The 21,340-nt window shown below is 65.1% G+C and carries 19 protein-coding genes; 11 read left to right on the top strand and 8 right to left on the bottom strand.

From position 1 onward, the window contains the following. The first annotated feature begins 75 nt into the window (after positions 1 to 75). Entirely contained in the window at positions 76 to 1,236 is a 1,161-nt protein-coding gene (locus GFD25_RS00360) for an ABC transporter permease (RefSeq protein WP_163228808.1), read from the top strand. After that, positions 1,233 to 2,054: an ABC transporter ATP-binding protein gene (locus GFD25_RS00355; protein ID WP_163228806.1), complete on the top strand. Its 822-nt coding sequence runs from the start codon at positions 1,233 to 1,235 to the stop codon at positions 2,052 to 2,054. The genes GFD25_RS00360 and GFD25_RS00355 overlap by 4 nt, the downstream gene beginning before the upstream one ends. A gap of 381 nt (positions 2,055 to 2,435) precedes the next feature. On the opposite strand, the gene GFD25_RS00350 is transcribed toward GFD25_RS00355, so the two are convergent. Continuing rightward, positions 2,436 to 3,743 carry an O-acetylhomoserine aminocarboxypropyltransferase/cysteine synthase family protein gene (locus GFD25_RS00350; RefSeq protein WP_163228804.1) on the bottom strand — a complete coding sequence of 436 codons (1,308 nt, stop codon included), beginning with the start codon at positions 3,741 to 3,743 and terminating at the stop codon, positions 2,436 to 2,438. Between the two features lie 448 nt (positions 3,744 to 4,191). On the opposite strand from GFD25_RS00350, the gene GFD25_RS00345 reads away from it, so the two are divergent. The 5 genes from GFD25_RS00345 to GFD25_RS00325 all read left to right on the top strand — a co-directional run bounded on the left by GFD25_RS00345 (position 4,192) and on the right by GFD25_RS00325 (position 8,988). Continuing rightward, a complete protein-coding gene (locus GFD25_RS00345; RefSeq protein ID WP_163228802.1) occupies positions 4,192 to 5,592 on the top strand; it encodes a M20/M25/M40 family metallo-hydrolase in 1,401 nt (466 codons plus the stop codon). 163 nt (positions 5,593 to 5,755) lie between these two features. Next, positions 5,756 to 6,949: a methionine adenosyltransferase gene (gene metK, locus GFD25_RS00340; protein WP_163228800.1), complete on the top strand. Its 1,194-nt coding sequence runs from the start codon at positions 5,756 to 5,758 to the stop codon at positions 6,947 to 6,949. Then, on the top strand, positions 6,946 to 7,674 hold the full coding sequence (locus GFD25_RS00335; RefSeq protein ID WP_163228798.1) for a methyltransferase domain-containing protein: 729 nt from the start codon (positions 6,946 to 6,948) through the stop codon (positions 7,672 to 7,674). The genes metK and GFD25_RS00335 overlap by 4 nt, the downstream gene beginning before the upstream one ends. Positions 7,675 to 7,708: 34 nt before the next feature. Next, positions 7,709 to 8,110 (top strand): hypothetical protein, encoded by a 402-nt coding sequence (locus GFD25_RS00330; protein WP_163228796.1) that lies wholly within the window; start codon positions 7,709 to 7,711, stop codon positions 8,108 to 8,110. Between the two features lie 149 nt (positions 8,111 to 8,259). Beyond that, entirely contained in the window at positions 8,260 to 8,988 is a 729-nt protein-coding gene (locus GFD25_RS00325) for a class I SAM-dependent methyltransferase (RefSeq protein ID WP_163228794.1), read from the top strand. Positions 8,989 to 9,621: 633 nt separating this feature from the next. Here the strand turns inward: GFD25_RS00325 and GFD25_RS00320 are convergent. From GFD25_RS00320 to GFD25_RS00290, 7 genes are all read right to left on the bottom strand, one after another. After that, entirely contained in the window at positions 9,622 to 10,500 is an 879-nt protein-coding gene (locus tag GFD25_RS00320) for a MetQ/NlpA family ABC transporter substrate-binding protein (protein WP_163228792.1), read from the bottom strand. Next, positions 10,490 to 11,167 (bottom strand): methionine ABC transporter permease, encoded by a 678-nt coding sequence (locus tag GFD25_RS00315; RefSeq protein WP_163228790.1) that lies wholly within the window; start codon positions 11,165 to 11,167, stop codon positions 10,490 to 10,492. Before GFD25_RS00315 ends, GFD25_RS00320 begins: the two co-directional genes overlap by 11 nt. Further along, positions 11,164 to 12,303, bottom strand: a complete 1,140-nt coding sequence (locus tag GFD25_RS00310; RefSeq protein WP_204314715.1) for a methionine ABC transporter ATP-binding protein — start codon at positions 12,301 to 12,303, stop codon at positions 11,164 to 11,166. Before GFD25_RS00310 ends, GFD25_RS00315 begins: the two co-directional genes overlap by 4 nt. A 180-nt stretch (positions 12,304 to 12,483) precedes the next feature. Continuing rightward, positions 12,484 to 12,927: a GNAT family N-acetyltransferase gene (locus tag GFD25_RS00305; RefSeq protein ID WP_163228788.1), complete on the bottom strand. Its 444-nt coding sequence runs from the start codon at positions 12,925 to 12,927 to the stop codon at positions 12,484 to 12,486. Positions 12,928 to 13,233: 306 nt separating this feature from the next. Beyond that, positions 13,234 to 14,259, bottom strand: coding sequence for a D-2-hydroxyacid dehydrogenase (locus tag GFD25_RS00300; protein WP_163228786.1), 1,026 nt, complete (start codon positions 14,257 to 14,259; stop codon positions 13,234 to 13,236). A 133-nt stretch (positions 14,260 to 14,392) separates the two neighbouring features. Next, on the bottom strand, positions 14,393 to 15,607 hold the full coding sequence (locus GFD25_RS00295; protein WP_163228784.1) for a pyridoxal phosphate-dependent aminotransferase: 1,215 nt from the start codon (positions 15,605 to 15,607) through the stop codon (positions 14,393 to 14,395). 103 nt (positions 15,608 to 15,710) lie between these two features. Then, entirely contained in the window at positions 15,711 to 16,784 is a 1,074-nt protein-coding gene (locus tag GFD25_RS00290) for an Ldh family oxidoreductase (protein WP_163228782.1), read from the bottom strand. Positions 16,785 to 17,374: 590 nt separating this feature from the next. Between GFD25_RS00290 and GFD25_RS00285 the strand changes: the two genes are divergently transcribed. The 4 genes from GFD25_RS00285 to GFD25_RS00270 all read left to right on the top strand — a co-directional run bounded on the left by GFD25_RS00285 (position 17,375) and on the right by GFD25_RS00270 (position 21,112). Further along, on the top strand, positions 17,375 to 18,625 hold the full coding sequence (locus GFD25_RS00285; RefSeq protein WP_163228780.1) for an amidohydrolase: 1,251 nt from the start codon (positions 17,375 to 17,377) through the stop codon (positions 18,623 to 18,625). A gap of 118 nt (positions 18,626 to 18,743) precedes the next feature. Then, a complete protein-coding gene (locus GFD25_RS00280) occupies positions 18,744 to 19,673 on the top strand; it encodes an SPFH domain-containing protein (RefSeq protein ID WP_163228778.1) in 930 nt (309 codons plus the stop codon). A 132-nt stretch (positions 19,674 to 19,805) separates the two neighbouring features. Next, positions 19,806 to 20,789 (top strand): D-2-hydroxyacid dehydrogenase, encoded by a 984-nt coding sequence (locus GFD25_RS00275; protein WP_163228776.1) that lies wholly within the window; start codon positions 19,806 to 19,808, stop codon positions 20,787 to 20,789. 8 nt (positions 20,790 to 20,797) lie between these two features. Then, entirely contained in the window at positions 20,798 to 21,112 is a 315-nt protein-coding gene (locus GFD25_RS00270) for an acylphosphatase (protein WP_163228774.1), read from the top strand. The last annotated feature ends 228 nt before the right edge of the window (positions 21,113 to 21,340 follow it).

Raw genomic sequence — 21,340 nt, 5'->3', positions numbered from 1 at the left:
CGCCTGTAGTCCGGCCGGACGCTTCTCTACGCATGACGGAAGCGTCCGGCCTGACATACCGAAAGGAATCATCATATGAGTAGCGTCACCGTCGATCTCGCCGAATCCGCGGCCCCGCAAGCGCGCCGGTCCGGGCGGGATCAGTCAGCCGTCAAACCGACGCCGCTGTTCACCCGCCGCCGCAACACGGCCGCGAACACCGTCGCCTCCGCCTCGGACGCGCATTCGCCGGCGCGATCGACGGTCGCGCTGCGTTTCCTGCCGTATCCGCTGGTCGTCGCGTTCACCGCCGCCGGCTTCGTCATCGCGCTGCTGGCCAACATCCTCGTCCCGCAAATCGCCCCCGTCGAATTCAAACAGGGCCAGCTGTGGATCCTCGCCCTCAACGGGCAGGAGGCGTACCAGGGACTGCTGGTCATCCTCGCGCTCGTCTACATCGCCATCGGACTGGCCGATGCGCGCAAGCCGGCGGCCGCGGCCCGTTTCCGCTACCGCGCGCAATTCAGGTTCGCGGCCGGCCTCGCGCTCGCCGCATGGGACATCGCCGGCACCAAGATCCAGTCGCTGCCCCAGCCGTTCTTTCCCGGCCCGGCGCAGGTGCTCGAACCGTTCCTGACCAGCGGCGACTACATCGCGCTCAACACGTTCTACTCGCTGCGCCTGTTCGCCGCCGGATTCATCGTCGGCGTGATCCTCGGCGTGGTCACCGGCGTGCTCATCGGCTGGTTCTCACGCGCCTACTACTGGGTGTTCCCGGTGCTCAAGATCACCGGCGTGATCCCGGCCGTCGCATGGATGCCGTTCGCGTTGACGCTCATGCCGACGCCGTTCATCGCCGCCGTGTTCCTGCTCGTGATCTGCTCGTGGTTCCCGGTCGCGTTCCTGACCGCGCAGGGGATCCAAAGCACGCCGAAGATGCTCGTCGAGGCGTCGCGCACGCTCGGCGCGAGTACCCCGTACATCCTGTTCCACGTGGCTATCCCGCACGCGATGCCGAGCATCTTCACCGGCATCGGCATGGCCAACAGCCTGTCGTTCCTCACGCTCATCATTTCCGAGATGATGGGCCAGCCGGGCGGTCTCGGCTACTACATCGACCAGGCGAAGGTCTGGTCCGCATACAACGAGATCCTCGCGGCGATCGTGGTGATGGCCGTGCTGTTCTCGCTGATCATGAAACTTATCGAACTCGTGCGCGGCCGCGTGCTGCGCTGGCAGAAGGGACTGGTGAAATGAGCGACGTACTGACATCCCCGGTCGAAACGGTCGCGCGATCCGACGAGCGCGCCGGCGAACGGCCGCTGATCTCCATCAGCCATATCGAACGCGACTTCGTGACCGACAACGGCGACGTCGTGCAGGTGCTGTCCGACGTGAACCTCGACATCGCCCGCGGCGAGCTGATCTCGATCATCGGCCCGTCCGGCTGCGGCAAGACCACGCTGCTGCGGCTCGTGTCCGGACTCGACCAGCCGCAGCGCGGCACGGTGACGTTCAAGGGGCGCCCGGTCGACGGACCGAACCCGGAGCGCGGCTACGTGTTCCAGCAGGGCAGCCTGTTCCCGTGGCTGACCGTGCGCGAGAACGTGGCGTTCGGTTTGAAGGCGCAGGGCGTGTACAGGCAGCGCAAGGACGAGGTCGACGAGTACCTCGCCAAGGTGGGGCTGACCGGGTTCGAGAACGCGTATCCGCACCAGATCTCGGGCGGCATGGCGCAGCGCGTGGCGATCGCGCGTGCGCTGATCGACCACCCGGAGGTGCTGCTGCTCGACGAGCCGATGGGCGCGCTGGACTCGTTCACCCGCGCCGACCTGCAGGACCGGCTGCTCGACTTGTGGGAGCAGTACCACATGACGATGATCCTGGTGACGCATGACGTGGACGAGGCGATCTACCTCGGCAACCGCGTGGTCATCATGTCGCCGCGGCCCGGACGCATCAAGAAGATCGTGCCGATCGACCTGGCGCACCGCGACCGCGTGTCCGACGACTTCACCGCGTACCGCAAGGCGCTGCTGACCGACCTGCACTTCACCGTGCACGGCGGGGAGTAGGCTGCCGGAGTTTGCGCCGCCCGGGGGATGAGCTGTTCGCTCGTCCCCCTTTTTCGTTGTTGCGGCTGTGACCGTCGGGATTGTGATTGCCGGAAATAGTTGCGCTGGGAGTTCGGCAGTGCAACTATTTTCGGATGATAAGGACGATTTCCTGAAATAGTTGCGCTGGGAAACCGGCCGTGCAACTATTTCCGGACGATGGGAATGATTTCCCGAAATAGTTGCGCTGGGTAACGGAGAAAATGCGCTGGGAAGGGAGACACGTGCCCGGGAATCGGAGAACATGCGCATGGGACCCGGAAGGCAACGAAACCTGGCATCGACCTTTCGGCGATCGATGCCAGGTTTCGTTGATATCGGCTGATATTGAACGATCTCGGGTCAGGCGCCATAGGTGGCGGCGAATGCCTGCGTGAGGTCGGCGATCAGATCGTCCGGGTCTTCCAGTCCGATCGACAGGCGGATCGTCGTGGGCGTCACCCCGGCGATCTCGCGCGCCTCGGGCGTGAACTCGCGGTGCGTGGTGTTCGCCGGGTCGACGATCAGCGACCGTGCGTCTCCGATGTTCGCCAGATAACTGAACAGCCTCACATGGTTGATGAACGCGGCCGTCTGCTCGGCGCCGCCCTCCAGCTCGAACGACAGCACCGATCCGATGCCGCTCGGGAAGTCGCGGGCCACCAGCTCATGCTGCGGGTCGCCGGACAGGGCCGAATAGTTGACCTTCCTCACATGCGTCTGGCGGGCCAGGAACGCGGCCACCGCGGCCGCCGACGCCGTCTCCTTGGACACGCGTTCGCCGAGCGTCTCCAGGCCGATCAGCTGCAGGTACGCCTCGAACGAGCCGAGCACCGCGCCGCCAAGACGCAGGTACTTGAGCCGGATGCGACGGATGAACGCGAGCGGCCCGGCGGCCTCGACGAAGCTGCGCGGCGCGCGGCCCGCCGCCTCGCCGAGGATGAACTCGGGCGTGGTGAACTGCGGGTAGCGGCCGTTCGCCCAGTCGAACGAGTCGCCGGATGTGACCACGCCGCCGATCGCGTTGCCGTGGCCGCTCAACGCCTTCGTGGTCGAATAGACGACGATGTCCGCGCCGTGCTCGAGCGGACGGTACAGGTAGGGCGTGGGCAGCGTGTTGTCGATGATAAGCGGCACGTTGTGCCGGTGCGCGATCGCGGCCAGCGCGTCCACGTCGGTGACGACGGTGGTCGGATTGGACACCGATTCGGCGAAGATCGCCTTGACGTCGTCGCCGATCTGCGCTTCGACCTCGGCTGGATCGTTGATGTCACGGACGAACGTGGTCGTCACGCCGAACTGCGGCAGCAGCGTGCGCAGCAGGTCGAACGTGCCGCCGTAGATGTCGTACGGGGCGATGATGCGTCCGCCGCCCTCCGCCGCGTTGAGCAGCGCCGCGTTGATCGCCGCCATGCCCGAGGCGAACGCGACGGCCTCCTTCGCGCCGTCGAGCTCGGCGATGCGCTTCTCCAGGAAACCGACGGTCGGGTTGGCGACGCGCGAGTACAGGAAGCCCGGCGTGTCCCCGTTGGCGACCGCGTGGCCGCGCTGCGAGTTCTCCAGCCAGAACGCGGCGTTCGAATAGATGACCGGCGTGACCGAATCCAGGTTGGCGGCCGGATCGTACCCGGCGTGCACCTGCGCGGTGCCGAAACGATGATCTGCTGTCATGAAATCCCCCAATGATGACGTGTGACGCATGATGTCGTCGGAATATGCGGATGATGTGATTGCCGGGTGCAAAACGGTACGCGCCGGCAGGTGGCTCACAATCTACCATGCCCGGCATTGCGCCATTCCGGGCCGATCATCGGGAAAACTTATGGTCGCATACACGCAAAAATTAGAACGGGACATTCCGCTATACCCGCTGCTTATACCGGCGGACGGCCACCGGTTATAGCGAGGTGCCGACTGTGCCTCCCGAACGGTTGCGACATTTCGCCCCGATGACCGGCCCAAACCTCAGGTTATGACGAAAACGGCGGAAAACCGCGGTTTTGCCGGGTTGACGACGGTGTAATCGTCCCATACGATGCAATCAACATCAACGCCATGCAGGGGATGCGCGGCGGACATTCAAGGGGACTTTCCATTTCGGTCATCAGGGGGAACCATCGTGACGAACACCACCGACGCAACCATCGCGGACGCAGCGGGCGCAACCGCGGCGGGCATCACCGAAGCACAGGCCGAAGCGGTCGAATTGACCCGCCGGCTCATCCGTTTCGACACCCGCAACAACGGTGACGGCACCTGCAACGAGCGTCCGGCCGCCGAATGGGCCGCCGAACGGCTGCGCGAGGTCGGCATCGAGCCGACGTTAAGCGAAAGCGCCCCGAACCGCGCGATCCTCGTCGCCGACATCCCCGGCGCCGACCCGAGCCTGCCGACGCTGCTCATCCACGGCCATCTCGACACCGTGCCCGCCAATCCGGACGACTGGTCGGTCGACCCGCTCGCCGGCGTGGTGCAGCCCGATGAGGACGGCATCGAATGCGTGTGGGGCCGCGGCGCGGTCGACATGAAGAACATGGTCGCGATGTCGCTCGCCGCGATCCGCTCGCTCGTCAGGCGGGGCGTCACGCCGCGCCGCAACGTGCGCTTCGTGCTGCTGCCCGACGAGGAGGCCGGCGGTCATCTCGGCTCCGACTGGGTAGCCGAACACCGCCCGGACATCTTTGCGAACATCGGATTCGTGATCAGCGAGACCGGCGGATTCTCCGACTACGTCGACGGACGGCGCGTCTACTACGTGCAGGTCGGCGAGAAAGGCGTGCAGTGGTTCCGGCTCGACGCGCGCGGCACGCAGTCACACGGCTCGCAGATCAACCACGACAACGCGGTGGTGCGCGTGGCCAAGGCCGCGACCCGCATCGCCGATTACCGTTGGTCCGCCGACCTCAACCCGGTGACGCGCGCGCTGCTCGGCGGACTGGACCGGATCGTCAACAAGCGGGATGGCGAGGTCGCGGACGGCGACCTGTACTCGGACGGCAACGTGCGCAAACTGATCGACGCGGCCGGCGCCACCAAACCGTGGATCGCATCGTCGCTGAGCAACACGTTCAACGTCAGCTCGATCGACGCGGGCAGCACCGTGAACATCGTGCCGGCCAAGGCCAGCGCGCTGGTCGACGGCCGCGCCCTGCCCGGCCGGGAGGACGTCGTGTTCGGCAAGCTCAAGGAACTCGCCGGCGACGGCATCGACATCAGCCCGATCCACCGCAGCAACGGCTACCTGATCGACCCGAACGGTGAACTGTTCACCGGCATCACCCGCGTGCTGCGCGAGCTCGACCCCGACGCGGTCGTCCTGCCGTTCCTTTCGTCCGGCGGCACCGACAGCAAAGCCGTCGTCCAGCTCAACCCCGGCGCGCAGTCGTGCGGATTCATCCCGCTGCTTGTGCCGCAAGGGTTCAGCTACATCGCCCAGTTCCACGGCATCGACGAACGCGTGCCGGTCCAGGCGCTGCACTTCGGCGAACAGGCGCTCGAACGGTTCATCGCCACGTTCTGACGGACGCGAGCCGTCACGGTTCGTCGTCGTCCGCCGCAAACCGCCGTACATCAAGATTTTGACCACAAGTCGACACCAACCACACCACCATCCACCTCAACCAAACAACCCAAACCACCGACCACCGACCCGAACCAACCACACCATAGAAGGGAACCCGCCCATGACCAGACTGCTCACCTCCGAATCCGTGACCGAAGGCCACCCCGACAAGGTCTGCGACATCGTCTCGGACACGATCCTCGACGCCTACCTCGAGCTTGACCCCGACTCGCGCGTCGCCGTCGAAACCTCCGCCAAGGACGGCCTCGTCGTCGTCGAAGGCGAGGTGTCCGCGCCCAGGACGCTCGACCACGTGGCCCTCGTGCGCAAGGCCATCGCCTCCATCGGCTACACCGACGCGGCCAGCGGCCTCGACCCGGAAGGCGCCGGCGTGATCAACAACATCCGTCCGCGCGAATTCGACAGCAACGACGGCGGCGCATGGGGCAACTACGGCGACGACAAGAAGGTCAGCAAGGAGGAGGCGTACAACACGTTCGGCGGCGACCAGGGCCTCATGGTCGGCTACGCGTCCGACGACACGAAGGCGCTGCTCCCGCTGCCGATCTACGCGGCCAGCCGCCTCGCGGAACGCCTCGCCTACGTGCGCAAGAACGGTATCATCCCGCTGCTGCGCCCGGACGGCAAGACCCTCGTCTCGGTCGAATACGCGAACGACGACATCACCGACCCGCGCGCCATCCGCCACATCCTCATCTCCACGCAGCACTCCGACAAGCTCGCCCTCGACGACGTGCGCGAACAGGTGCGCAAGGAGGTCCTCGAACCGGTGCTCGCCACGCTCGATGTGGACGCGTCCGAAGCCGAGGTCGTCATCAACCGCTCCGCGTTCATCAACGGCGGCCCGAAGGCCGACGCCGGTCTGACCGGACGCAAGATCATCGTCGACACGTACGGCGGCATCGCCGGCCACGGCGGCGGCGCGTTCTCCGGCAAGGACCCGCGCAAGCCCGACCGTTCCGCCGCCTACGCCGCACGCTGGGCAGCCAAGAACATCGTCGCCGCCGGCCTCGCCCGCCGCGCGCAGGTCCAGCTCGGCTACTTCAACCGCGTCGCCCGACCGATCACCATCGACGTCGAGACGTTCGGCACCGAAACCGTGGACCGCACCAAGATCCAGGAAGCCGTCGCCAAGACCTTTGACTTTCGCCAGCTCGCCATCATCGACGAACTCGACCTGCGCCGCCCGATCTATCGCAAGACCGCCGCGTACGGCCACTTCGGCCGCGATGACGCCGACTTCACCTGGGAGCGCACCGACAAGGTCGAGGAACTGCTGAGGAACGTCAGGTGACGGCTTCGACGACCTTGACGGCCGACCCGTTCCGCCGCGAGTACTTCGACGATTTCGAACGCGACCATCCGAACATCTTCGCGTCGAAACTCGACCTGCTGCGCGTCGCGATCACGTTGAACGGCACCCGCGGCATCGGCCGGGCCGTATCCGTGGGCGCCGGCACCGGCTCGTACGAGGCCGCGCTGCGCGAACGGGGACTCGTGGTCGACCGGATCGTCGAACCGTCCGCTAACCTCGCCGCCGAAGCCCGCGCCCGCGGATTCGACGTGATCGAAGCGTTCGCGCAGGACGTGCCGTTCGCCGACGATTCGCTCGACACCGTGTTCTACAACGGCAGCGCGTTCGGATTCATCACCGAGACGGACCTGCGTGATCTGTTCCGCGCCCACTGGCGGCAACTCAGGCCGGGCGGCGTGCTCGCCCTGCTCGACGTGCCTCCGGCCAGCGCGCTGGGACTTGCGGTGCAGGCGTCGTTCGAACTGCCTGGCGGAGGATACGTCTCGCAGGTGCTGAAGGCCAGCTGGTACAGCGACGACACGCCGCACAAAACCTACTGGCGCACGGCCGAAACCTACCGAGAACTGTTGGAATCGGCCGGATTCGCGGACTTCCGCACCTGGCAGACGCTGCGACGGCACCTGATCTACCAGAACGACTCGCCGGAGCCGGTCGCGGAAGGATACCGGGAAGGCAGCTACGTCGCGCTCGTCGCCGTCAAGTAGACGGCTGGCGGATCGTAAGAGAAGGGGAGAGAAGATGACCATTACGACAACCGGCAAGATGTCTGTATGGCTGAAGCGGGCTGCGGTCGGCGTGATCTGCGTGGTCGCGCTGACCGGACTGGCGGCCTGCGGCGACGCGGGGCACGCGGCGCACGTTGGACAGTCGACGACGCAATCGGTGACCGGCGACACGACGGACGGCGCGACGTCCGATCAGTCGACATCGACTGACGACGACGCTGCCGCCGATAACGGTACGGCTGACGAGCAGGATACGCACGCCGATCATGCGGACCATACCGATCACGCGCATCACGACAACCAGTCAGCCGACGGTCAGTCGGACACCACCGACGACCAGTCGGCCGATTCGACCGGCGACGACACCACGTCGGCCATCGACGCGGCGACCTCATACGACCACAGCTGCTGCTGACTGAGGCACAGCTTCGAACAAGGCATAACGGCTTTGCTTCCCCTTGTCAGGGGAACCGTCGGCGGAAGCTGACTGAGGGGACGCAAAGTCACCACGTCACATTCACCGAACCACACACCGACAACGACACTCACGTAAGGGGAACCATCATGGGGGAAGCCTACTTCGACCGCTATCAGGACAACGGCCGCATTCTGGACGACACCTGGAAGGCGCGGCCCAACATCTACGAATCGCGCCTCAGGCTGCTGCACCGGGCGCTCACCACCAAGGATCCGGGCAAGATCCTGTCCATCGGCATCGGCTCGGGCATCTTCGAGACGCTGCTGCGCTCGCGCTACGGCATTGAGGTCGCCGAAGCGGTCGAACCGTCCGCCAGCCTCGGCCAGGAGGCGCGCAGCAAGGGCCTCAACGTCGTGCAAAGCACCGCGCAGGACTACGACTACGCCGGCGCACCCTACGACACGATCGTCTACAACGGATCCAGCTTCGGCTTCATCCCCGACGACGAGATCGAGGCGACGTTTGCGCGCAACCGTGACGTGCTCGCCGAAGGCGGCCGACTGGTGCTCACCGACGTGCCGGAGGAAAGCGCGCTCGGCATCATTCTGAAGCTCGCGCAAAAGTACGACATCGACCGCAACGACATCGACGACCTGCTCGCCGGCACCACGTTCTTCAATCTCAACACGCACGCGTACAAGCCGAACTGGCATCCGATCACTTGGTACGCGAACCTGCTCACGCGCATCGGCTTCACGAACGTCCGCTACTTCCAGACCGTGCTCGCCAACCCGCCCTACCAGAAGGACGAGGTCGAGGAGCCGATCGAGGGATTCACCAAGGGCAACTACGTGGCCATCGTCGCGGAACGCTGAACCGGCCGGCACGCCGCGCGCGTTGCCATGCCGGACTCATGTCGATCGGGGAGACGTACATCACGGTATCTGCTCGATTGACCGGCTCGCGGTGTTCTACAGCGGTTTGCTCAGGGCTGGCTTGGCCAGCCCTTTTTGTGTTGCCGGTGTGATCGTGTGACGCGTTTGTCGTTGTGCCGGATCGATTTGTATGCCGGGATTGGTTCGCGTATCCGTCGCATGGGCCATACCGGTTGCTGCTGCATGTCGTCTGTCACACCTTGCCGAAAACGTCATATGAGGGCCGGTGAGACAAACGACGATATGCAAGAACCGGAATGAAGCATGGAGATCGTTGATATTGCAACGATCCCGTGACATGGAAATTGGCGCACCGATTGCATACGGTCGTTTTTTGTCGTGGTGCGACAAAACCAGCTGTCACACCCGGCGATAATTCGGGAAATATCGAAAGTGCGACAAATGAGGCATGCTTTGCGAAAATATCGGCTCCGTGATGAGAGCCGTGCCGAGTCCTCGTGATCATGGTTTCGGCCGTTCTCATATCACGGTTGCGCTGCCTGCGCGACGATAGCGCATGAAAAAGGGGATATGCTACGATCGCATATCCCCGAGGCCCGGTAACGGCAAAGATCACCAGGTCGGGATCTCGGCGCCCTTGGACTCGTTCTCCATCAGCTCGCGCACGTTGTCCTGATGGTAGGCCTTGATGACCTCCTTGTAGATGTCCTTGTCCTTATCCTCGGTGCGCGCCACGATCACGTTGATCCACGGCTTGTTGATCGCCTTGCTCGGGTCCGGGTTGATCTTGAAGATCGAATCCTTCTCCGGGCTCTTGCCGTAATCGACCACCGCGTTCGCGTTCGCGATGCCCGCGGCCGCGTCCTTGAGCGAGCTCATGATCATGTTGCGGTCGGTCGGCACCAGCTCGATGTTCTTCGGGTTGGACGTGATGTCCTCCTCGGCCGGGTACACGCCGTTCGCCGGATCGTTCTTCTTCGGGTCGATCTTGAGCACGCCGGCCTCCTGCAGCACGATGAGCGCGCGGCCGCCGTTGGTGACGTCGTTCGGGATCAGGATCTTGTCGCCGTCCTTGAGCTCGGAGACGTCCTTGATGTTCTCGGAGTAGATGTTCAGCGGGCTGATGTACGCCTCGCCGATCACCGTGAACTTGTAGCCCTTCTCCTTGATCTCGCCGTTCAGGAACGCGTAGTGCTGCTGCGCGCTCAGGTCGACGTCGCCCGCGGACAGCGCCTGGTTGCCGAGCACGGCGCTCTTCATCGGCACGGTCTTGACGCGGACCTTCGCGCCTTCCTTCTCGAGGTTCTTGTTGACCTGGTCCCACAGCGGGTCGTCGGTCGAGGTGGTCAGGGCCACCTTCAGCGTGGTCACGCCGTTCGCGTCGGTCGAACCGCACGCGGCGGCGGTGACGAGCATGCCGAGCGCGGACACGATGGCCAGTCCGGCGCGCAGGGCCTTTCCGATTCCGGTTCGAGTAAATCTAGTGTTCATTCTTCCTCCCGATGAACGTTCCGATGGTTTGGATGATGGTGATGAAGATCAGCAACGCGATCACGGCCGCCACGGTCACGTCGAGCTGGTTGCGTTCGAAGCCGTAGCGGTTGGCGTAGTCGCCGAGACCGCCGGCGCCGATCGCGCCGATGACGGCGATCTCGGAGTTGAAGCTGATGCAGGTGATGGTGGTCACGCGAGCCAGTCCCGCGATGCTCTCGCGCAGGTACACGTGCCAGATAATCGACAGCGGCCCGAATCCCATCGACTGCGCCGATTCGATGAGCGTCGGGTTCAGGCCGTTGAACACGGACTCGACCTGACGCGAGAAGAACGGCGTGATGCCGACGATCAGCGGGAAGATCGCGCCTTCCACGCCGATGGCCGTGCCCGAGATCAGTCGCGTGAGCGGGAACAGCAGGGCGATCATGATGACGAACGGGATCGAACGGCACAGGTTGACGAGCTTGTCGAGAAACTCGAACACCGGCCGGTTCTCCAGCAGGCCCCCCTTCTTCGTCACGCACAGGACCATGCCGAAGAACAGGCCGAGCACGAACCAGAACGGCGCGGCGGTGAAGAACATCTGCAACGTCTGGATCAGCGACTCCACGAAGACGTCCGGATTCTCCATCACGTCCGGGAACAGGGTGTTCAGGATGCTCATCGCGCGTCCTCCTTCTCATGTGCGGTGTGGTTTGCGGCCGCGGCCCGGACGTCGGTCGTCTCGTCGGCGTCGCTTTCGGCGGCCGCCACGTCGCCCGGCTCGATCAGCGTGGTGCGGATGCCCTTGCCCTTCAGGAACTCGAGCGCCTGGTCGATTTGCTCGTCGCTGCCCTTGTATTTCGCGACGATGCTGCCGAGCGGGTAGCCGTCGACGATGTCGAGCGAGGCGAACAGGATGTTGACCGTCAGGTCGAATTTCGTCGAGATGATCGACACCAGGCCTTCCGACACGGTCTTGTCCACGTACTGCATGTGGATGAGCCGCTCGCCGGCCGCGGTTTTGAGAATCGGCGAACGCTTGGCTATCAGCTCGTAGATGCGGCTCAGGCCGGTCGAGTTGGAAACGAAGCGGCGGGTCAGGTCGGCCTTCGGATCGGAGAACACGGCGAACGCGTCGCCCTGTTCGACGATGGTGCCCTTGTCGATGACGGCCACGTCGGTGCAGATCTGCTTGACGACGTCCATCTGATGCGTGACCACGATGATGGTCAGGTGCAGCTGCCTGTTGAGCCGTTCGACCAGTTCGAGGATCGTTTTCGTGGTGTCCGGGTCGAGCGCGCTCGTGGCCTCGTCGAGCAGCAGGATCTGCGGGTGGTTGGCGAGCGCGCGGGCGATGGCGACGCGCTGCTGCTGGCCGCCGGAGAGCTGCGACGGGTATTTCTTCGCCTGGGATTCGAGTCCGACGAGCTGGAGCAGTTCGGTGACGCGTGCCTTTTTCTGTTCGCGGTTCAGGTTCGATTTGCGCAGCGGCAGGGCGACGTTGTTTTCTACGGTGCGTGACGGCATGAGGTTGTATTGCTGGAAGACCATGCCGATTGATTTGCGCAGTTCGCGCAGTTCGGTGGGCTTGAGATCGGGCACGTTCTTGCCGAGGACCGTGAGCTGGCCGCCGGTGGTGGATTCGAGGCCGTTGAGGCAGCGTACCAGTGTGGATTTGCCGGCGCCGCTCAGGCCGATGATGCCGAAGATGGATCCTTCGTCGATGGTGAGGCTGACGTCCTTGAGCGCCGTGTACGGACCGTTCGCCGTGGTGTATGTCTTGTTGAGATTCGTGATCTCGATGATGGGTTTCGCCATCGGGCAGCGTCCTCCTTCTCTGGCTATGAAATTTCAAATAAGTCCCAACGATTGTCGAGACTAGCCGGGGAGACGGTGCGACGCGGCGGGTCGTTTATCGGCGTTGCTTATGACCGGTTACAAAAGGGCGGCAGTTGTTGTGAGCGCTCACAGCAACTGCCGCCCTGTTGTGCGGATCGGTCACAGGTCGTGGTCGAAGTAGATCACGTCGGGACGGGTCTTCCATCCCTGGTGCTTCCAGAACTCCTGGCCGTTGACGTTGTCGACCAGGACGAGGATGCCGACCTTGACGATGCCGTTGGCCTTGAACACGTCCTGAACGCGGTTGATGAGCGTGGTGCCGATGCCGTGCCCGCGCCACTGCTCGTCCACGGCGACGTGGTACAGGTAGCCCTTGCGTCCGTCGGTCGCGCCGAGCACGGTGGCGACGATCTTGCCGTCGCCGTCCGTGGCCGCGAGGCAGCTGTCGGGGTTCTTTGAGATCAGCAGCGCGATGCCGCCGTACGTGTTGTTCAGCGACTGCAGGTGCATGCCGGGGGTGCGTTCCCACAGCGCGTACGCCTCGTCGTAGTCCTCCGGGGTCATGCGGCGGATATGGACGTTTTCGTCCTGCCAGTTGGTCATTCTTGTTCCTCTCTTTTGCTGGTTGTGATGCTTGTTATCGCGTATTGGTATGGGATCGTACGCACTGTCGTGCGTACGATGCTGTGTTGTTAGCGGCTTCGCCGCGGTACCCCACCCGCCCGACCTGCGTCGGGCATCCTCCCCTAAGAGGGGAGGGAGAGGCAATTCGCTTTCCTCCTTAAGAGGGGGAGTAAATTTATCCCTGCTTCTTTCCTCCCCTCTCAGGGGAGGATGGCGCGAAGCGCCGGGTGGGGTACGCGGCGAAGCCGCCGGAAACACAGCATCGCGCGAAGCGCGATCCCATTCTCACTTCGCGCGCGCCAGGTTGTCGTACGGTGCGATCTCGTGCGGGCTGGTGCCGCCGGTGATGATCGCCAGCGCGTCGTCCAGCGACTGCTGGGCCATGTTTTTGACCGCGATGTCGGTGAAGAACGCGATGTGCGGCGTGATGATCACGTTGTCCATCGCGTTGAGCCTGTCGTAGTACTCGTTGCCGGTCGGCTGGTCGGGGTCGAGCTCGTTGCCGAACAGCTTCGCCTCGCTTTCGAGCACGTCGATGGCCGCGCCGGCGATCACGCCCCGCTCGAGCGCGTCGATGAGCGCGGGCGTGTCGACCACGCCGCCGCGCGAGTTGTTGACGAAGTACGCGGTCGGCTTCATGTGCGCGAACCGTTCGGCGTTCATCAGGTGCCTCGTGGTCGCGTCGAGATACGTGTGCATGGTCACGACGTCGGCCCGCGCGAGCAGCTCGTCCTTGCTCACCCACGTGAGGATGCCGTCGAGATCGTGGTTTTCGGCGATGTCGTTGCCGAGCACGGTCGCGCCGAGCGCGTGGAAGATGCGCGCGACGGTCGAGCCGATGCGGCCCACGCCGATGATGCCGATGGTCAGTTCGCTGATCTCGCGCGAGATCAGGCCGTGGACGGAGAAGTCGTGGCGCTTGGCGCGCGCGTCGAACTGCGGGACGTGGCGGATGAGGCGCATGATGTGCGTGAGCGTGAGCTCGGCCACGGCGGTGGGGGAGTAGGACGGCACGTTGGTGACGCGGATGCCGTTGCGGGCCGCGGCGGCAAGGTCGATGGTGTCGTAGCCGGCGGAACGGATGGCGATCTGACGGATGCCGTAGCCGGCGAGACGGCGGTAGAAGTCGGGGTCGGCGCTCGGGGCGCTGCGCTGCTTGTAGGAGATGCCGTCGAAGCCTTCGACGGTGTGCAGCGTGTCCTCGTGCAGCTCGAACGGGAAGCATTCGACGTGCACGCCGTGTTCGGCGGCCCACTGCTGGGCGAACGGCAGTTCCTCGTCGATGGTGTGGTAGAAGGCGATCGAAGTCATGTGCGTGGTGTCTTTCCTAATCGAAAACGGATAAGTGAATGAGGGAGGGAATTGTCGTTCCGAGTCATTTTCCCTTGGCTCCCCTTCGGGAGAGCTGTCAGCGAAGCTGACCGGGGGTGAGGAAGCAATCGCCTCAAGCCCTGTCGCGGAACGCCGCGATGCGCGCGACCGCTTCCCGCAACGTGTCGAGGCTCGCCGCGTAGCTGAACCGGAAATACCGCGACGGCCGGCTGGTGAACGCCTCGCCCGGCACGCCGGCGACCTTCGCCTCACGGGCCAGCAGCCGCGCATAGTCGAAGCTGGATCCGTCGAACCCGTCGGGCACGGCCACGTACAGGAAGAACGATCCGGTCGGGTTCGCGGTCCGGTATCCGAGCCCGGTCAGCCCGTCCACCAGGAAATCGCGGCGGCGACGGTATTCGGCGACCATCCGGTCGATCGACTCGTCGCCCTTCTCGTAGGCGACCTGCGCCGCGTCCATCGTGAACATCGCCGCCGTGGACACGTGGATCTGGTGCACTTTCGCGATGAACCCGGCCAGCTCGTGCGGCGCGGCGAGGAAGCCGAGCCGCCATCCGGTCATCGCGTATGTCTTCGACGTGCTGTCGACCACGACGGTGCGATCCGGCGCGAACAATGCGATCGACGGCGCGGGCCGCGTCTCGTAGCTGATCTCCGCATACACCTCGTCGCTGAGCATGGTCACGTCGTATCGTTCGACCACGTCGGCCAGTGCGCGCAGCTGATCGGCCGTGTACGTCACGCCCGTCGGATTGTTCGGCGAGTTGAGCACGAGCACCGCGTCACGCCCGGCGACGGATCGCAGCGCGTCCTCCAGCGCCTCCGGCGTGAGCACGAACCCGGTGCCGGTCGTGTCGATCTCGATCTGGTCGGCGCCGGTGAGCTTGGCCATGTTCGCGTACAGGCCGAACCCGGGAACCGTGTACAGCAGCGCCGCGCCCGGATGCAGCAGCGCGGTCAGTGCGCTGCTGACTGCCTCGCTCGCGCCTTCGGTCACGATGATGTCCTCCGGCGCATATTGCAGGTTGCGCCGGCGCGCCAGATAGCCGCTGATCGCCTGACGCAGGCCGGGTGTGCCGGCGTTCGGCGCGTAGTGCGTGCGATTGCGGGCGAGGGAATCGACCGCCGCGTCCTTGATGAACTGCGGAGTGGCGAAGTCCGGTTCGCCCAGCGTGAGCTTGAGAATGCCCGGAATCGTCGACGTTTCGGCGTCGAACGAACGGATGATCGATGTGGTGAGCGTGCGCAGCTGCGGAATGACCGCGTTCGCCGGGTCGAATCCGGCTTCCGCGGTCCGCTGCGATGTGTTGTCGGTTGGTTCGCTCATAGGATGCTCCCGGATGACTGGTGATGGTTGGATTGATGATTCGTGTTGATGCGTGTGGTTGCCGTTACGTTGCCGATGCTCGTGCGATTCGTGCGCCGCGTTCTCAGGTTCCGGCGTGCAACGCGGCCACACCGGTCCGCCGCGCGATGACGGCCAGCTGGTCGAACGTCGCCTGATCGATCGGCACGTCGGTTCGGTTGACTCGTGCCGCGGCACGTTCCTTGTCGCCGGGAACCAGCACGTCGTGGCCGTCGACCGACGGCAGGGATCGCAGTCGTCGCGCCAGATCGGCCACGCGGTCCGCGACCGCGTCGGCGCCGCCGAACACGGCCGGATCGATCGCCGCGAAGCAATGGCAGATATGCTGTCCCTTCATGTCCAATGACAGCAGGCCGCCCGACAGCACGCCGGTCAGGATCTCCACGACCAACGCCAGGCCATACCCCTTGTACCCGGCGTTGGTCTCGCCCGCGCCTCCCAGCGGGGTCAGTCCTCCGGTACGCGGCGTCGCGCGCACGTTGTCCATCGCGCGGGCCGCATCGTGTTCCACGCTGCCGTCATCATTGACCGCCCAGTCCCCGGGAATCGGCTCCCCGATCTTCTCCAGGACTTCGATCTTGCCGAGCGAGACGGTGCTGGTCGCCGCGTCGTACACGATCCGGTCGTCGCCGCGGCCCACCGCGAACGCGATCGGATTGCTGCCGAGCGCGGGCGTGCCGGAGTGCGTGGGCACCGTCAGCGGATTGCTGTTCGTGCTCGCCCAGCCGATCAGCCCTTCGTCGGCGGCCATGCGCGCGTAGAATCCGGCCGTGCCGAAATGGTTCGAATCGCGCACCGCCACGATGCCGATGCCATGTTCGCGAGCCTTGGCGATCGCCAGTCGCATCGCGTCGCGCGAGACCAATTGCCCCATGCCGCTGTGGCCGTCCAGCACCGCGCCGGCCCGGTCATCGCGCACGAGTGTAGCGCGGGCCGCGGGGTCGATCATGCCGTGGCGCAGCTTGTGATCGTACATGGCCATGCGCTGCACGCCATGCGAGGCGATGCCGTGCCGGTCCGCGTCGATCAGCGAATCCGCGATGAACGCCGCATCGTCGGCCTTGAAGCCACGGGCGACGAACACGGCCGTCAGAAAGGCCGACAGTTCATCCGTGTCAACCCGCACATGAGCGCGCATGACCGCCTCCCATTCCGTCATTTTCGTCGTGAAACCCCCGTCCGGACGTCGCACAACCAACAGGACGTCCATATGACAAGACCGAACCTATCAGAATGCGATGCACCCGACCGTGGCGTGGCGTTCGCAAAAACCGATAACCTGCTACAACCCGAGCCTGTACCGGCGGATGGGGATCGGGACCTCAGTCGTTCGTCTCGCTCTCGCCAATCGGGATCGCCTGCGTCGCATCTTTGGCGGCGCAACGAATTTCGGAAATAAGGGGCCATCTCCGAACATCGTTGGCTGAGCCGTAGCCGGCGCAACAATTCTCGGAAAAGAGCGGCTTCGGTCGGAATTTGTTGCGCTGAGATATCGTCAGCGCAACAAATTCAGGCCGAGTGGGGTTATTCCCCGGAATAGTTGCGCCAAGATTCCGTCAGCGCGACCGTTCTTGGAGCCCGCGGACTGCCCATGCCGAACCGGTTGCAAGACGGTATAGATTTTTCGTATGCGAGGGACGGCGTGGCACAGGGAACCGCGGTGTTGAGTGGATACGGAACGTTGAGGGGTGCCCGAGGCATCGGGCATGTCACAGAAGGGGACAGACCATGGCCGACACCGCGCTGCAACGGGAACTGGAAACCTACTACCGCTGGTTCCACCAGCATCCCGAACCCTCGTACCGCGAATACGAGACGACCGCGCATATCCGGCGGATTCTCGAGGAACACGGCATCGAGATCCTCGATTCCGGACTGGAAACCGGCTTGGTGGCACGGATCGTCGGCGCGGTGACAGATGGTACGGATGACACGGATGATCGGATCGGCAGCGAGGCCGCCGGCACATCGGATATTCCGGGCGCGGCGGACGCCCCCGGAACCGGCCATGTCGTCGCCATCCGCGGCGACATCGACGCGCTGCCGATCACCGAGGACACCGGCGTGCCCTACGCCTCGCTCAACCCCGGCTGGCTGCACGGCTGCGGCCATGACTACAACCTCACCACGGCGCTTGGCGCGGCCCTGCTGCTGCAATCGCGACGTGACGCGTTCGCCGGCGCCATCAAGGTGATCTTCCAGCCCGCCGAAGAGGTCGCCGCGACCAAGGACACGCCCACCGGAGCCGTGAGCGTGCTCGACACCGGCATCCTCGACGACGTGGAGGCGTACTTCGGCGTGCACGACACGAACGCCGCCGAACCCGGAACGGTCCTCATCGGCGCCGGCCCCGACTCCGGAGCGGTCGACAAGTTCCGCGTGCGCATCCACGGCAAGGGCACGCACGCCGCCCGTCCGCACGGCGGCATCAACCCGATCCGCACGCTCGCCGCGCTCATCGACGGCATCCAGTCGATCGCCGGACAGGACGTCGACCCCACCCATCCGCGCGTCGTCACCGTCACCCACGTCGAATCCGGCAGCACATGGAACGTCATCGCACCTGACGCGTTCCTCGAAGGCACCGCCCGCACCGCCTACCCCGACGACCGCACGGTCATCCACGACCGGCTGCGATCCATCGTCGACGGCATCGCCGCGGCCTACGGGGCCGACGTCGAATTCGAATGGGAATACGGCTCGCCGTCCGTCGTCAACGACCCCGCGTGGTCCGCGCTCGCCGCGACCACCGCAACCGATCTGGGACTGAACGTCGAGCCGCCGGTGCCCACGCTCGGCGGCGAGGACTTCTCCTATTATCTGCAGCGCTCGCCCGGAACGTTCATCCACATCGGCGTCGGCAACGGCGACCGCCCGATGCACGGACCGACCTTCTGGGCGAAGCTCGACGCGCTCGCCGACGGCGCCGACCTGCTTGCCACGCTCGCCGTGCGCGCGCTCGCCCGACTCGGCGAGTGAGCGCCGTCGCCCTCCGGTCGAACAGACGATGATCCGGGCGGTTCGCATCGCACGCTGATAGGATGGAAGGCGGGAACCGGCGTCGAAGGCGGCGCCGGCCTGAATGGAAGGGGATACCATGCCGCTCATCGTCACGGCCGTGGTGGTAATCATCGTCATCGCCCTGCTGAGCGCCGCGATCTTCGTCGTACCGCAGCAGCAGGCGTACATCATCGAACGCTTCGGCAAATTCCACAAGGTGCAGTTCGCCGGCATCCACGCACGCATCCCGTTCGTGGACCGCATCGCCACCAAGACCAACATGCGCGTCAGCCAGCTCAACGTGCAGCTCGAGACCAAGACGCTCGACAACGTGTTCGTCACCGTCGTCGCCTCCACGCAGTTCCGCGTGAACGCCGAGAACGTGGCCACCGCATACTATGAGCTGCGCGACCCGGCCGGCCAGCTGCGCTCCTACATGGAGGACGCGCTGCGCTCCGCGATCCCGGCTCTGACCCTGGACGACGCGTTCGCCCGCAAGGACGACGTCGCGTTCGACGTGCAGAAGACCGTCGGCAACGAGATGGCGCGCTTCGGCTTCACCGTCGTCAAGACCCTGATCACCGCGATCGATCCGAGCCCGCAGGTCAAGAATGCGATGGACTCCATCAACGCCGCCCAGCGCGAGAAGGAAGCCACCCGTCAGCGCGCCGAAGCCCAGCGCATCCAGATCGAGACGCAGGCCGCCGCCGAGGCCGAGAAGACCCGCCTGCAGGGCGAGGGCCAGGCGAACTACCGCCGCGAGATCGCCAACGGCATCGTCGACCAGATCAAGAGCCTGCAGGCCGTGGGCATGAACATCAACGACGTGAACAACGTCGTGCTGTTCAACCAGTACCTCGACGTGATGCGCTCGCTGTCCGAGTCGAAGAACGCGAAGACCGTCGTGCTGCCGAGCGCCACGCCCGGCGGCTACGAGACGCTCTACCGGCAGATCACCGAGGCGATGCTCACCGCCAACGAGACCAAAGGCGACGACGGCGACGCGCCGTCCGTGCGCGCCAAGTAGTCCGACGGCATCTGCCGTCCGCGCATGAGGCCGTGACCCGGCGACGGAACCATCCGTCCCGCCGAGCCACGGCCTTTTCCATGTCCGCGAAGGACGCCGCCCGGCGGCGCGGCCCCCGTCGGCGGTCATACAATGGGCCGTATGAACAGGATGATCATCAACTGCCTGCCGCTGACCGACGAGGAACGGCGGGCGTTTCGCGACGCGACGGACGGCACCGACGTGCGACAGGAATTCACGGGCGTGGCCGCACAGCGCGGCATGATGGGCTGGAAGGCCGTCGTGCCGGAGAGCCTGCGCGAATCGGCCACGGCGGTGATCGGCAACATCTCGCCAGCCGACTGCGCGCACTATCCGAACCTCGAATGGCTGCAGACCTGGAGCGCCGGCGTCGACCCGTACCTCGCGCCCGGCGTGCTGGGGGAGCGGACGCAGGTCACGAACGCGACCGGCGCCTACGGGCAGTCCGTCGCCGAGCACCTGTTCGCGATGATGTGGTCGCTCATGAAGAACATCCCGATGTACGCCCGTCAGCAGAACGACAACCGCTGGCACGACCTCGGGCGGGCGCTCTCCCCGGCGGGCGCCACGGTGCTGGTGATCGGCACCGGCGACATCGGCTCGCATTTCGCGACGCTGTGCAAGGCCGTGGGCGCGCATACGCTCGGCGTGCGACGCGATCCGTCCCGTCCGGCCGACGGCCTCGACGAGATGCACGGGTTCGACGAACTGGACGCGCTGCTGCCCGACGCCGACGTCGTGGCCATGGCCGTGCCCGCCTCGCCCGACACCCATCACCTCATCGACGGGCGTCGCCTCACGCTCATGAAATCCACCGCCGTGCTGCTCAACGCCGGTCGCGGCACCGCCATCGATCCGCGCGCGCTGGCCCGTGCGCTGGCCGAGGACCAGCTGCACGGCGCCGGTCTCGACGTCACCGAACCGGAACCACTGCCCGCCGACAGCCCGTTGTGGAAGGAGCCGCACTGCCTGATCACCCCGCATGTCGCCGGCGGCAACCATCTGGCCGTCACCGAACGTCGCATCATCGCGATCGCGCTCGACAACGTCCGCCGCTACGCGCACGGCGAGCCGCTCGCCAACCGCCGGAAGTGAGTGCGGGCATGGGCGCGACAGACCGGTCCTCGATTGCTTCGGACGATATCGTCCGCGTTCATGCCATTGTCACCGGACTGGTGCAGGGTGTGGGATTCCGCTACTTCGCCGTGACCAAGGCGCGCGCGATCGGCGTGACCGGCTGGGTGCGCAACCGCTACGACGGATCGGTCGAAGCCGAGGCGCAGGGTGCGCGCGCCGACGTGGAACGGTTCATGGCCTGCCTGCAGTCAGGTCCGCGGTTCTCGCGCGTCGCCCATGTCGCCGTCACGGACATCGCCGTGCGTGACGACGATCCGCGGTCGTTCCGCGTGTTCGCGTAAGCCGTTGCGTTGAGTCGTCGTGCCCGCGCCGGCATCCGGCCGTACGACGTCTCGTCTCCGCGCTCGCACGGCCGGACGGTGGGTATCGGACGGCTTGCGCGGCCGAAGACTCGCCGCGCTTGTCGTTATTCTGATGCTGTGCTAAAATCTGAAATTTGCGTATATGCATGTCATATTGCGGGCATGCTGACAAAGACGAAGCGCCCGCAGTTTCAGGCATATGGCGGC

Origin of the sequence: Bifidobacterium aerophilum (assembly GCF_010667685.1) — a bacterium.
GTDB lineage: Bacteria > Actinomycetota > Actinomycetes > Actinomycetales > Bifidobacteriaceae > Bifidobacterium > Bifidobacterium aerophilum.
Note: the sequence above shows the minus strand (reverse complement) of the source record. Positions and strands in the feature narration are given on the sequence as shown.

What these genes read in the sequence shown, in the direction of transcription:
- GFD25_RS00360 (WP_163228808.1), top strand. Translation starts at nt 76, where the DNA reads ATGAGTAGCGTCACCGTCGATCTCGCCGAATCCGCGGCCCCGCAAGCG.
- GFD25_RS00355 (WP_163228806.1), top strand. Translation starts at nt 1,233, where the DNA reads ATGAGCGACGTACTGACATCCCCGGTCGAAACGGTCGCGCGATCCGAC.
- GFD25_RS00350 (WP_163228804.1), bottom strand. Translation starts at nt 3,743, where the DNA reads ATGACAGCAGATCATCGTTTCGGCACCGCGCAGGTGCACGCCGGGTAC.
- metK (WP_163228800.1), top strand. Translation starts at nt 5,756, where the DNA reads ATGACCAGACTGCTCACCTCCGAATCCGTGACCGAAGGCCACCCCGAC.
- GFD25_RS00330 (WP_163228796.1), top strand. Translation starts at nt 7,709, where the DNA reads ATGACCATTACGACAACCGGCAAGATGTCTGTATGGCTGAAGCGGGCT.
- GFD25_RS00325 (WP_163228794.1), top strand. Translation starts at nt 8,260, where the DNA reads ATGGGGGAAGCCTACTTCGACCGCTATCAGGACAACGGCCGCATTCTG.
- GFD25_RS00320 (WP_163228792.1), bottom strand. Translation starts at nt 10,500, where the DNA reads ATGAACACTAGATTTACTCGAACCGGAATCGGAAAGGCCCTGCGCGCC.
- GFD25_RS00315 (WP_163228790.1), bottom strand. Translation starts at nt 11,167, where the DNA reads ATGAGCATCCTGAACACCCTGTTCCCGGACGTGATGGAGAATCCGGAC.
- GFD25_RS00310 (WP_204314715.1), bottom strand. Translation starts at nt 12,303, where the DNA reads ATGGCGAAACCCATCATCGAGATCACGAATCTCAACAAGACATACACC.
- GFD25_RS00305 (WP_163228788.1), bottom strand. Translation starts at nt 12,927, where the DNA reads ATGACCAACTGGCAGGACGAAAACGTCCATATCCGCCGCATGACCCCG.
- GFD25_RS00300 (WP_163228786.1), bottom strand. Translation starts at nt 14,259, where the DNA reads ATGACTTCGATCGCCTTCTACCACACCATCGACGAGGAACTGCCGTTC.
- GFD25_RS00295 (WP_163228784.1), bottom strand. Translation starts at nt 15,607, where the DNA reads ATGAGCGAACCAACCGACAACACATCGCAGCGGACCGCGGAAGCCGGA.
- GFD25_RS00290 (WP_163228782.1), bottom strand. Translation starts at nt 16,784, where the DNA reads ATGCGCGCTCATGTGCGGGTTGACACGGATGAACTGTCGGCCTTTCTG.
- GFD25_RS00285 (WP_163228780.1), top strand. Translation starts at nt 17,375, where the DNA reads ATGGCCGACACCGCGCTGCAACGGGAACTGGAAACCTACTACCGCTGG.
- GFD25_RS00280 (WP_163228778.1), top strand. Translation starts at nt 18,744, where the DNA reads ATGCCGCTCATCGTCACGGCCGTGGTGGTAATCATCGTCATCGCCCTG.
- GFD25_RS00275 (WP_163228776.1), top strand. Translation starts at nt 19,806, where the DNA reads ATGGGCCGTATGAACAGGATGATCATCAACTGCCTGCCGCTGACCGAC.
- GFD25_RS00270 (WP_163228774.1), top strand. Translation starts at nt 20,798, where the DNA reads ATGGGCGCGACAGACCGGTCCTCGATTGCTTCGGACGATATCGTCCGC.